The 12,517-nt window shown below is 40.8% G+C and carries 12 protein-coding genes; 3 read left to right on the top strand and 9 right to left on the bottom strand.

The window, feature by feature from the left end:
* Nucleotides 1–160: 160 nt before the first annotated feature.
* From parE to cueR, 8 genes are all read right to left on the bottom strand, one after another.
* Nucleotides 161–2,074: a DNA topoisomerase IV subunit B gene (gene parE / locus NYR60_RS00440; protein WP_279467076.1), complete on the bottom strand. Its 1,914-nt coding sequence runs from the start codon at nt 2,072–2,074 to the stop codon at nt 161–163.
* 76 nt (nt 2,075–2,150) lie between these two features.
* Nucleotides 2,151–3,440, bottom strand: a complete 1,290-nt coding sequence (phoR, locus tag NYR60_RS00435; protein WP_279467075.1) for a phosphate regulon sensor histidine kinase PhoR — start codon at nt 3,438–3,440, stop codon at nt 2,151–2,153.
* A complete protein-coding gene (gene phoB, locus NYR60_RS00430) occupies nt 3,437–4,129 on the bottom strand; it encodes a phosphate regulon transcriptional regulator PhoB (protein ID WP_279467073.1) in 693 nt (230 codons plus the stop codon). Before phoB ends, phoR begins: the two co-directional genes overlap by 4 nt.
* Nucleotides 4,130–4,233: 104 nt before the next feature.
* Nucleotides 4,234–5,013 carry a phosphate ABC transporter ATP-binding protein PstB gene (gene pstB, locus NYR60_RS00425; protein ID WP_279467071.1) on the bottom strand — a complete coding sequence of 260 codons (780 nt, stop codon included), beginning with the start codon at nt 5,011–5,013 and terminating at the stop codon, nt 4,234–4,236.
* A 9-nt stretch (nt 5,014–5,022) separates the two neighbouring features.
* On the bottom strand, nt 5,023–5,874 hold the full coding sequence (pstA, locus tag NYR60_RS00420; RefSeq protein WP_279467069.1) for a phosphate ABC transporter permease PstA: 852 nt from the start codon (nt 5,872–5,874) through the stop codon (nt 5,023–5,025).
* Complete coding sequence (gene pstC / locus NYR60_RS00415) at nt 5,874–6,827, bottom strand: phosphate ABC transporter permease subunit PstC (protein WP_279467067.1); 954 nt, start codon at nt 6,825–6,827, stop codon at nt 5,874–5,876. The genes pstA and pstC overlap by 1 nt, the downstream gene beginning before the upstream one ends.
* Before the next feature lie 163 nt (nt 6,828–6,990).
* Nucleotides 6,991–8,034 (bottom strand): phosphate ABC transporter substrate-binding protein PstS, encoded by a 1,044-nt coding sequence (pstS, locus tag NYR60_RS00410; protein ID WP_431831743.1) that lies wholly within the window; start codon nt 8,032–8,034, stop codon nt 6,991–6,993.
* Nucleotides 8,035–8,148: 114 nt separating this feature from the next.
* Nucleotides 8,149–8,535 carry a Cu(I)-responsive transcriptional regulator gene (cueR, locus tag NYR60_RS00405; protein ID WP_279467065.1) on the bottom strand — a complete coding sequence of 129 codons (387 nt, stop codon included), beginning with the start codon at nt 8,533–8,535 and terminating at the stop codon, nt 8,149–8,151.
* A gap of 86 nt (nt 8,536–8,621) precedes the next feature.
* Here cueR and NYR60_RS00400 point away from each other — a divergent pair, with 86 nt between their 5' ends.
* The 3 genes from NYR60_RS00400 to NYR60_RS00390 all read left to right on the top strand — a co-directional run bounded on the left by NYR60_RS00400 (nt 8,622) and on the right by NYR60_RS00390 (nt 11,528).
* Entirely contained in the window at nt 8,622–9,074 is a 453-nt protein-coding gene (locus NYR60_RS00400; RefSeq protein WP_279467064.1) for a DUF411 domain-containing protein, read from the top strand.
* A 17-nt stretch (nt 9,075–9,091) separates the two neighbouring features.
* Entirely contained in the window at nt 9,092–9,292 is a 201-nt protein-coding gene (locus NYR60_RS00395; RefSeq protein ID WP_279467063.1) for a heavy-metal-associated domain-containing protein, read from the top strand.
* An 85-nt stretch (nt 9,293–9,377) separates the two neighbouring features.
* Entirely contained in the window at nt 9,378–11,528 is a 2,151-nt protein-coding gene (locus NYR60_RS00390) for a heavy metal translocating P-type ATPase (RefSeq protein WP_279467060.1), read from the top strand.
* A gap of 148 nt (nt 11,529–11,676) precedes the next feature.
* Here NYR60_RS00390 and NYR60_RS00385 read toward each other — a convergent pair whose 3' ends face one another.
* Nucleotides 11,677–12,498: an SDR family NAD(P)-dependent oxidoreductase gene (locus tag NYR60_RS00385; RefSeq protein ID WP_279467059.1), complete on the bottom strand. Its 822-nt coding sequence runs from the start codon at nt 12,496–12,498 to the stop codon at nt 11,677–11,679.
* Nucleotides 12,499–12,517 lie beyond the last annotated feature (19 nt).

Below are 12,517 nucleotides of genomic sequence, written 5' to 3'. Positions count from 1 at the left end.
CACTATATATCAAATTAGGTAGAAGAAAATAAAAATGTTATAAAAATGTGAAGTTCTTCAAAATATTTTTAACATTTTCTTATATAAGAATAAGCGGTCGAATTTTATATATCGTTTGTAACCAATATATAAAATTCAACCGCTTACTTTTTTAGACTAATTACACACTAAGTTCCGCTTCATCACCACGATTTTGTAGCCATTGCTTACGATCTTCCGCACGTTTCTTCGCTAGCAACATATCCATAATTTCAAAGGTATTCTGCTCGTTTTCTTCGGTTGTATCCAACTCATCCAATGTCAGTTGCACTAAACGACGCGTACTCGGATCCATTGTGGTTTCACGTAATTGGCTCGGGTTCATCTCACCTAAACCTTTAAAACGCTGTACGTTTGGTTTACCTTTTTTCTTAGCTAGGCGAGCTAAAATCGCTTCTTTTTCCGCTTCATCAAGGGCGTAATGTACTTCGTCTTTACCGATATCAATCCGATAAAGCGGTGGCATTGCCACATAAACGTGACCATTTTTGACTAAATTCGGGAAATGACGCAAGAATAATGCACATAATAAAGTCGCAATATGTAAACCGTCCGAATCCGCATCGGCAAGAATACACACCTTACCGTAACGCAATTCATCTAAATTATCATTGTCCGGATCGATCCCAAGTGCTACCGCAATATCGTGAACTTCTTGAGAAGCCAGCACTTGATCAGAAGACACTTCCCAGGTATTCAGAATTTTGCCTCGTAACGGCAAAATCGCTTGATAATCTTTATCACGTGCTTGTTTTGCTGAACCGCCTGCAGAATCGCCTTCTACTAAAAATAACTCAGTACGACTTAAATCTTGAGAAGTACAATCGGCTAATTTACCCGGCAACGCAGGACCGCTCACTAACTTTTTACGCACCACTTTTTTTGCCGCACGCAAACGACTTTGTGCCGAGGAAATTGCCATTTCAGCAATCAATTTACCGGTTTGTACGTTTTGATTGAGCCATAAACTAAACGCATCTTTAATCGTGCTATCCACATAACTGGAAGCCTGACGAGAAGAAAGACGTTCTTTAGTTTGCCCTGCAAATTGCGGTTCTTGAATTTTTAACGAAAGTACATAAGCACAACGATTCCACACGTCATCAGCGGTTAATTTAACACTCTTCGGCAGTAAATTATGAATTTCGCAGAATTCCACCATTGCTTTTAATAAGCCGTTACGTAAACCGTTTACGTGCGTACCGCCTTGTGCGGTCGGAATTAAGTTAACATAACTTTCAGCTAATAACTCGCCCCCTTCCGGCAACCACGTTAACGCCCAACTTACCGCTTCGGTTTCAGCGGAGACATCGCCAATAAACGGCGGATTCGGCAAACATTCTAACTCTTTTAACGCTTCACTTAAATAATCGGATAAACCGTCTTCGTAATACCACGTTTCGTGATTATTATTGATATGGTCAACAAAGTTGATGGTTAATTTCGGGCAAAGTACCGCTTTGGCACGTAATAAATGGCGTAAACGACTGACCGAAAATCTCGGCGAATCAAAGTATTTTGGATTAGGATAGAAACGAACGGTAGTACCGGTTTGTTTTTTCGGACAACTGCCAATTACAGTTAATTCTTCTACTTTTACCCCGTTTTCAAAGGCAATCGTATAAATTTCACCGTTACGCTTAATTTTGATTTCCACACGTTGCGAGAGGGCGTTTACTACCGAGATACCTACCCCGTGTAAGCCACCTGAAAACGTATAGTTTTTATTGGAAAACTTACCGCCTGCGTGTAGTTTGGTTAGAATTAATTCCACACCGGAAATTTTTTCGGTAGAGTGAATATCAACCGGCATTCCTCGGCCGTTATCAATCACTTCCAATGAATTATCCGCATGGAGAATCACGTCAATTTGAGAGGCATAGCCGGATAACGCTTCATCGACACTATTATCGATAACTTCTTGCCCTAAATGGTTCGGACGTGTAGTGTCGGTGTACATTCCGGGACGAAGTTGGACGGGTTCAAGATCTTTTAAAACGGTAATTTCATCAGCACCGTAGCGTTTATCAGACATGACAGGCTCTCTTTATGGACATAAAAACAGGCATTTTACTGACAAATGCCTCATTTGTTGAGTAAAAAATACTGTTTTAATGATTTTTTGTTTCGCCAAGCAAAGATTTTTTGATAATAAAACTGAATCGGCTGCCTTTACCAAATTCACTTTTTACCTGTAATTGGGAGCCGTGTTGCTCTAAAGCATACTTCACGATCGCCAAGCCTAATCCACTTCCGCCAGTTTGGTTGCTACGTGATTCGTCTACTCGGTAAAAACGCTCGGTTAAATGTGGTAAGTGTGATTCCTCGATACCAACACCATTATCTGTAACACTAAATTCCGCCCCTTCATTACACCAATGCCAATTTACTTCAATCGTCGCACCATCACCAGCGTGTTTAACCGCATTATAAATTAAGTTGGAAACCGCACTTTGTAGCTGGTTTTCATCACCCAACACAGTAATATTCGGAGTAATATTGAAGATGATTTGTTGCTTACTTTGATTCAAGAAATCCGTATTTTTCTGTAAGGCTAAAATCATTGATGACATTTCAACCACGTAATGTTCTTTACTGGAAGAGGTTTCAATTTTTGCCAATAAATTCAGCTGATCCAACAAATTTCCCATACGTTTAGCTTGGGATTGCATTGCCTGAATACTTTTTTGCTGTAATTCGGTTTCAGCTTGGGCTTCCAGTAATTCCAAATAGCCTCTCAATACGGTCAGCGGTGTACGCAATTCGTGATTCATATTATTCAAAAACGTCTGCCTAGAATGTAATAAACGAATCACTTGTGTTACATCACGGGCAATAATTAAATAGCTTTCGCTATCGTAATCATTAATATGAAATTCGATATAACGCTCATCAGTCGTCATCAGAACAAGCGGTCTTTTTTTCTTATTTTTATGAAAATACTTCTTGAACTCCTCATAAAAAATCACATTAAATACGCTTTTTTCGACTTTCTTATTCCAGTAAAAACTCAAAATTTCCTGAGAAGCATTATTACACCAAATAATATCGCCAAGATGATTACAAATGATGATACCGTCCGGTAAATATTGAATATTTTTATTTAATTTGGAAAGCAGACGTAAGGTTTTCACTTTTTCCCGTCTGTTACGTCTTTGATAAAAAGCGACCGTTTGTGACACATGCTCCCACGTAGTTAACACCTTACGGCTTTGTTTACGGTTCGGATCAATTAAATTTAATAAGCGGTGTTCATTATAATTATGCCAGCCCAATAACATAACCAATAACGTCATTGCCCAAGTTACGAAATCCCAAGCAAATAAACTAAAAAAATAGGCGATGCCTAATGCTAATAGGGTTTCGACTATAAAATTTTTACAGAAAAAATGGATTCTCATTGATGATCCTGAAAGTGGTTGGAAAAGCGATAGCCGGAGCCTCTAACCGTTTGCACATAACGTTCAAAGCCATAAGGCTCTAAACTTTTTCTTAAACGGCGAATATAAGAATCGACCGTTCTGTCTTCCACATAAATATCATTACCCCACACAAAATCCAATAATTGTTCTCGGCTATAGACTTTTTCCGGATGGGTCATAAAGAAGTGTAATAATTTATATTCGGTACTGCTTAAACTAATCTCTTTTTTCTGGATGGTAACCCGTTTAGCATTTTGGTCTAAAATCAGATCATCAAGACTAATCACATCATTATTTTGATAAGTACGTCTAAGTAAGGCTTCGATGCGAGCGATCAACACTTTAGGAGAAAACGGTTTGGTGACATAATCGTCTGCACCAGTATTAAGGCAAGTAATGCAATCATCTTCCGAGCTGCGTGCAGTGAGCATTAAGATAGGAATTTGAGCTGTTTCTTCCGACTTTTTGAGATATTGAATAAACTGGATACCGGAACGCCCAGGCAACATCCAATCAAGCAAAATTAGCTTTGGTTTTTCATCTAATTTTTTTACCGCACTCTGATAGTCTTCGGCTTCAATTACCTGATAATTTTGTTGTAGTAAAAACAAGGCGATCATCTCTCGAATCACTCTTTCATCTTCCACAATCAGAATTTTCTCATTCATCTGCTGCTCCTACCCTTTACTGCCAATAAGCGGTCAAATTTGACAAAAAATTTGCAAAATTTCAGCAGAATTTAACCGCTTGTTTAAATCGATTCAAGCTAAATTTAGCCCATTCGACCTCGGATATAATCTTCGGTACGTTGGAATCGCGGTTTATCAAAGATTTGTTTGGTTTCACCGAACTCGACCAACTCACCTAAATACATATAAGCAGTATAATCCGAACAGCGTGCCGCCTGCTGCATATTGTGGGTCACAATCGCCACCGTGTAATCGTGTTTTAATTCACAAATCAATTCTTCAATTTTCATTGTTGAAATCGGGTCAAGTGCCGAACAGGGTTCATCTAACAACAAGACTTCCGGCTTAACCGCAATACCACGAGCAATACATAAACGTTGTTGCTGACCGCCGGATAAACTGTCACCGCTTTGATGCAATTTATTTTTCACCTCGTTCCATAACGCCGCTTTAGTTAATGCCCATTCTACACGATCATTTAATTCCGATTTAGGTAATTTTTCAAATAAGCGGATACCAAATGCGACATTGTCATAAATCGACATCGGGAATGGTGTCGGTTTTTGGAATACCATACCGATTCTGGCTCGAATTAATGCGATATCAGTTTCAGTAGTCAGTAAATTTTCGCCTTCAAACAAAATTTCCCCTTGTGCTTTTTGGTTCGGGTATTGTTCAAACATTCGGTTTAAAGTTCGTAACAAGGTTGATTTACCACAGCCGGAAGGTCCGATAAAAGCAGTCACTTTATTTTTCGCAATGCGTAAATTAATGTTTTTTAAAGCGTGGAAATCGCCATAGAAAAAATCTAAATGATTAATCGCAATTTTAGTATCTTGCAGTGAAATTAAGTCGTTATTCATTGCATTTCCTTATCGTTGTTTTTGGTTAAAAAAGATACGGGTAAGAATATTAAGACACAGCACAAACCCGGTAATTAATGTTGCTCCCGCCCACGCTAAATTATTCCAATCTTGGAACGGACTTGCCGCATATTGATAAATCACGACCGGTAAGTTTGCCATTGGCCCGTTCATATCCCACGAACTGAATTGGTTTGATAGTGCGGTAAACAGAAGCGGAGCGGTTTCTCCCGAAATACGTGCCACTGCGAGTAACACGCCGGTAATAATCCCTGAACGAGCCGCTTTATAACAAACCATAGTAATCATTCGCCATTGCGGACAACCTAATGCCACCGCTGCTTCACGCAAGTTATTTGGAATCAGATTTAACATACTGTCGGTGGTACGTACCACCACTGGAATCACTAACAATGCTAAAGCAAAAGAACCAGCCCAGCCTGAATAGTGTTTGACGTGCGATACATAAATCGCATAGATAAATAAACCGATAATAATTGACGGTGCAGAAAGTAAAATGTCATTCAAAAAGCGTGTGACTTTCGCCAATTTACTGTAACGTCCGTATTCGGCTAAGTAAGTGCCGGCTAAAATGCCGATTGGCGTGCCGATTAGTGTGCCGAACAACAACATCAACAATGAACCGATAATCGCATTACTCAAACCTCCTACTTCATTCGGTGCTGGTGTCGGTAAGGTAAATAGCGTTAATGAAAGCTCCGGAATCCCTTTTTGAATTAGCGTGAATAAAATCCAGCCTAACCAGAACAGTCCGAATCCAACCGCAAAGAAAGAAACGGTGAGCATTACTTTGTTGACACATTTACGGCGGTAAAAACGTCCATTTTTATTACGATACATTATTTATTCCCCTCTTTTTTGGTCATCCTTAAAATCATTAAACGAGAAATACTGAGTACCACCGTAGTAATTAAGAATAAGATTAAACCTAATTCCATTAATGCCGATTTTTGTAAGCCTGTCGCTTCGTTAAATTCATTCGCTATCGCGGATGCAATCGAAGCAGACGGCGAAAAGAGTGAATCCGGTAAATTAAATGCGTTACCGATAACAAAAGTGACCGCCATGGTTTCGCCTAATGCACGACCCAATCCTAACATCATACTGCCGACTACACCGGCTTTGGTGTAAGGTAAAATGATTTTCCAAACCACTTCCCACGTGGTCGATCCTAAACCGTAAGCACTTTCTTTTAACATCGGCGGCACAACCCCGAATACTTCACGCATCATTGAAGCAATATAAGGAATAATCATAATTGCCAATACAAGCCCAGCGGTAAACAGACCGATACCAAACGGAGCGCCTGAAAACAGCATGCCGATAAGTGGCAGATCGCCGAGTAATTCAATTAAAGTGGGTTGAATATGTTCTTGGAAAAGCGGTACGAAGACAAATAAGCCCCACATACCGTAGATAATGGAAGGAATAGCGGCTAGCATTTCAACCGCAACGCTAATCGGACGCTTTAGCCATTCCGGTGCAAGCTCGGTTAAAAATACAGCAATCACGAAAGAAATCGGCACGGCGATAAGTAAAGCGATAAATGCAGAAATTAAAGTGCCGATAACCGGAACAATTGCACCATAACTATCATTGTTCGGATCCCAATCATTAGTCCATAAGAAGCTGAGTCCAAAACGAGTTAACGACTCCCAGCTGCCAATAATCAATGAGATTAAAATCGCAGCCAACATCGCAAATACAAGCCACGCAAAAAATTGCGTTGTATACCTAAATAAACCTTCAATTAAAGGATGATTTAAGCAGGTCGGTTTATTAAGATTTGGCATAAAATAAACTCCAATGTCTTTATCTTGGTGCTTATTTTAAAAAAAGAATATGACAGTTTTATGACAACCTTGTCATAAATAACCTAAATAAAAAATAAAGCGGTCGAATCCAATGTTTGAAAAAAACACTTTAAATTCAACCGCTTATTGGTTTGTTTAATGATTAACGAACGGCTTTACCGTCTTTATCTTTTACTTCGTTTTGCCATTTTTGTTTGATTTTAGCCACTACTTCGTCCGGTAGAGGCACATAATCTAATTCCGATGCCGCATTTTTACCTTTTTCAAATGCCCAATCGAAGAAATCAAATACTGCTCTGGTTGCGGTCGGGTTATCCGCTTGCTGATGAATCAAGATAAAACTTGCTGCCGTCACCGGCCATGAATTTTCACCGCTTTCATTAGTCAGCATAATGCCCATACCTTTCGCTTTATCCCATTGTGCATTTGCAGCCGCCGCCATAAAGCTGTCGCGTGAAGGTTGCACAAATTTACCCGCTTGGTTCTGTAAAGAAGCCCAGGCTAAATTATTCTGTTTCGCATAGGCATATTCAACATAACCGATAGAATACTTCAGCTGTTTCACATAAGCGGCTACACCCTCATTGCCTTTACCACCGTAACCGGTCGGCCATTTAACTGATTTCCCCTCTCCGACTTTTTCTTTCCATTCCGGTGATACTTTCGATAAATAGTTCGTCCAACCAAATGTCGTACCTGAACCGTCCGAACGGCGTACCACAATAATATTTTTCTCCGGTAAATTTAACGATTCATTTAACGCTTTAATCGCCGGGTCATTCCATTTGGTAATTTTACCGAGGAAAATATCCGCTAATACCGTACCGGATAATTTTAACTCGCCGGCTTTAAATTCCGGTAAGTTCACCACCGGAACCGTACCGCCGATAATTGCCAGGAATTGTAACAATTTGTGTTGATCCAATAATTCCGCTTTCATCGGGTCATCTGACGCACCGAAATCAATCGTGTTAGCAATAATTTGCTGCTGACCGCCACCGGAACCGATAGATTGATAATTCACTTTATTGCCTGTTTCTTTTTCATAAAGTGAAGCCCATTTCGCATAAATCGGATAGGGAAACGAAGCACCAGCACCCGTAATCGTTTCCGCATAACTTGATGCCATCACGCCTAATGAAAGCCCGATCACTACACATTTTCTTGCTGCTTTTACCAATAACATATTGTTCTCCTCATGGATGTTTAAACTAGCTGTTTGGAACAGATTATTTGGTTTAAGCGTATTCTAAAAAAACAATATGACGATTTGATGACAGCAAAATTATTTGCAAAAAATTTAGCGTTTTAGACCGCTTAATATTGAACATTCCGGGCTATCGTTACCGCAACAAGACTTACTCCAACTTTTTAATAACGTCAGCATTTGTTGCAAATCGGCAATTTTCTGCTGAAGTTCTTCAATATGTTGCTCGGTAAGTTTCTTCACTTCACGGCTGGTACGATGCGGATCATCATTTAGTTTTAATAATTCGCTGATCTGCACTAAAGAAAATCCAACCTTACGTGCATTACTGATAAAGTGTAAACGTTCCAAATCCGAAATCGAATAAACTCGATAACCGCTACTTGAACGGACTGCCTGTGGCAATAAACCGGCTTTTTCATAATCACGAATTTGTTTTGCTGATAATTCGGTGTGTTTTGCTGCTTGACTAATATTCATTCTGTTACCTCTTGACCTTAACCTAGGGTTAAGGATTAGCATATAAAGAAATTCAGTATTCGTCATTCTTTTTTTATGAGGTAACTATGAAATTTCGTCTGTTAAAAGCCGTTTCACTTTGTGCAATGCTTGCAACTCCTTCTTTTGCTTATGCAGTTAATAATATTGAAGTATGGAAAAGTCCGACTTGCGGTTGTTGTAACTTTTGGATTGATCATTTAAAACAGCATGGTTTTAACGTCACCGCAAATGATACAGGTAATCGCCATGTACATAGCAAATTGCAATTACAACCGAAATTACAAGCCTGTCATAGTGCAATGGTAGACGGTTATCTGATTGAAGGTCACGTGCCGGCACAAGATATTGAGCGTTTACTCAAAGAAAAACCGGTTGATGCGGTAGGCTTAATCGTACCGGAAATGCCACTTGGCTCACCAGGAATGGATCAGCCGAAACATATGGGTCAGAAAGATAAATATGATGTGTTATTACTCAAAAAAGACGGCACAACCACCATTTTCAATTCATACAACTAATCATTAGGAGAAACAAAATGTCAATTACACTCAAACTTGACGGTTTACATTGCGGTAACTGTGTAAAAAGCGTGGAAAAAGCACTGAATGCAGTAGAAGGCGTGACTAAAGCGACCGTGACTTTAGAACCGCAACAAGCGATTGTGGAAGGATCTGCTAATGCAGAAGCTCTTATTGCCGCTGTTGATGATATTGGTTTTGAAGCGGAAGTTATTTAACTATTACCACGGAATACACAGAAAATACTGAACATTTCCGTGAAATCCGTGTATTCCGTGGTTAAACTTACCGGAAAGAAAAGATATGGCTAAAGAACAACAACTTTTAATTGACGGTATGCACTGTGCCGCTTGCGTGCGTCGGGTTGAAAAAATCTTGATGAAAGTGGAAGGTGTCATTTTTGCTTCGGTCAATCTTGCCGATCAAACCGCATTTGTACAAGGTGAAGCGGATCCAAATGCAATGGTACGAGCGGTCGAAAAAATCGGTTTCGGTGCGGAAATTTTAGAAAACGAGCAAGAACGCCGAGCCAAACAACAAGCGCAAACGCAACGTACTTTAAGTCATAAAAAATGGCAATTTATTGTCGCCTTAATTGTCGGTTTCGGTTTAGTTGCTTTGGGGCTGTTTATCGGAATGCTCCCAAACTCAACCAATTTAGTTTATTGGTTTATCGCCGCAACCGTCAGCTTGTTTACGATGTATTTTGCCGGTAAAGATTTCTTTGTCGGTGCATGGGTCAGCCTGAAAAATAAAGCCTCCACCATGGACACTTTAGTCGCTCTCAGTACCGGTGTCGCTTGGCTATACTCATTTTGGCTAACACTTTTCCCCCAACCGCAAGCGCACGTTTACTATGAAGCTAGCGTAATGATTATCGGCTTTATCAATCTCGGTAAATTCCTTGAATTAAAAGCTAAACAACGTTCCTCACTTGCCTTAGAAAAATTACTCGATCTCGCCCCTCAACAAGCGGTTATTTTTGATCAAAATAATGCAACGCAAACCATTCCGGTCAAAGGCATCAAACCGGAAATGCGTGTACAAGCACTCACCGGCGATCGGCTTGCGGTGGACGGCAGATTGGAAAGTGGCTCAATTTGGGTGGATGAATCAATGCTGACCGGTGAAGCGTTACCGATTGAGAAAAAAGTCGGTGATAAAGTACGTGCCGGAACCTTGATTCAAGACGGATCAGGTATCTATATTGCCGAACAAGTCGGCAGACAAACCGCCCTTGCTCGTGTCATTAACGCCGTGCGTCATGCACAATCAAGTAAGCCACCACTCGCACAATTTGTCGATAAAGTGGCAAGTGTTTTTGTACCGGTGGTGGTTTCGATTGCGTTGATAAGCGGTCTGATTTGGCTATTTTTAGGCAAAGACTTTTCATTTGCTCTCTCGATTTTTACCACTGTGTTAATTATCGCTTGCCCATGTGCGCTCGGCTTAGCCATTCCGCTTTCAACCATTGCTGGCGTAGCTCGTGCCGCCGAATTTGGTGTGTTAGTACGTAATATCGAAGCTCTGCAAGCCGGCTCCGAAATCGATACGCTAGTATTCGATAAAACCGGCACACTCACCACCGGCGAAATGATGGTTTCGGATATCCAAACCTTTAATGGTTTTGAGCCGAATCGTGTACTACAGCTGGCAAAAAGTTTAGAAGTCCACGCCACTCACCCGATTGCTAAAGCAATTGTAAAATTTGCTGAGAATCAGACCGCTTGTGAAGTGACTAATGTGCAAGTGGTCAAAGGTGCAGGGATTATTGCCAACTTAGGCGAAGATCAAATCAAGGTCGGTAATGCGAAATTTGTTAATTTTTCCGGAAATTTAACCGCTTCTCGAGCTACCAAAATTTTTGTAGCGGTAAATGATCAATTAGCCGGTATTTTATCGGTGGAAGATCAGTTGCGTAATGAGTCCAAAGCAATGATCGAAAAATTTAAAGCGGAAGGTTATCAATGCTTAATGCTGACCGGTGACCGCCAAGCGACTGCGGAATATTTCGCACAACAACTCGGTTTAGACGGCGTGATCGCAGAAGTTTTACCGGAACAAAAAGCGGATAAAATTCGTGAATTACAAGCTCAAGGTAAAAAAGTGGCGATGATTGGCGACGGGATTAACGATGCACCGGCTCTTGCTCAGGCTAATGTGGGGATCGCAATGCACAACGGTTCGGATATTGCGGTCGAAACCGCCGATCTTTCGCTAATGCAACACGGCTTAGCACCGGTTCTACAAATTCTGCCGTTTGCCAAACAGGTATTACGTAATATGAAGCAAAGTTTGCTCGGTGCCTTCATGTATAACGTGATTGCTATTCCGCTTGCTGCCGGCGTGCTTTACCCGTTTACCGGCTGGCTACTCAACCCAATGATCGCCGCCGTTGCGATGACAATGTCTTCTATCACCGTAGTACTGAATAGTCAGAGATTGTTGAAGTAGCTAGTTCCCCCATGCACAAAGCCATATGTGGATCTATATTTGCTCTAACTTCCAGCCCTAGCAGGGCTGAATTATGCTTAACCTAGTACGACTCTGCCGTACTAGGCTTTTCAGTGTAATCCGTGTATTCCATGGTTTTATTATGTTACTAGCCACCGGACTTACGGCACACAAAATCAAACCATGTAGTCGGTAAAATACGTCTTAGCCACCAAAACAATTTAGTTGGAAATGTGACTTGATAGCGAGCTTTCGGTTTACTATCACTTAAGGCTTTTAGACAGGCTTCCGCCACGGCTGATGCCGGTTTAGCAAACGGATTATCATTCTTTTTAGTTGCCAAACGCTGATATTGTTTTTGGTTAAATGCGGTTTTAGCGGTATTTTCCACATCAATATATTTGGTGAGTTTATCCAAAGAATTTGAACGAAAATCGCTTAAAATCGGGCCCGGCTCAATCAAACTAACATAAATATTCGAGCCGTGTAATTCGTGACGTAACGTATCCGCCATACCTTCCACCGCAAATTTAGAGGCATTATAAGCCCCTCGAAAGTGCATTGCGGCAAAGCCTAAAATACTACTGGTCAATAAAATACGTCCGTGATTCTGCGCTCGGAAAATTTTAAGTGCATGATTCATCACTTCCCACACGCCAAATACATTGATTTCAAATAACTCACGTAATGCTTCACGCGGTAAATCTTCCACACAGCCCGGTTGCCCTTGTCCTGCATTGCAAAATACTGCATCTAAGCCACCGTTCGCTTTAATATATTCAAACGCTTCCGCTATTTGTGCCGAATCTTGCACATCAAGCTGAATACATTCAAAGCCTTCCGCTCGCAAGCGGTCAATATCCACCTGTTTTCTGCAACTGGCAATCACCCGCCAGCCGTTTTCTTTCAACAATTTAGCGGTGGCATAACCGATACCGGAAGAACAACCGGTGATTAGAATCGTTTTCATACTTTCCTCGATATGTTTC

The sequence above is a fragment of the Actinobacillus genomosp. 2 genome, assembly GCF_029773605.1.
Classification (GTDB): domain Bacteria; phylum Pseudomonadota; class Gammaproteobacteria; order Enterobacterales; family Pasteurellaceae; genus Actinobacillus.
This window is presented reverse-complemented; position numbering and strand designations above follow the sequence as displayed.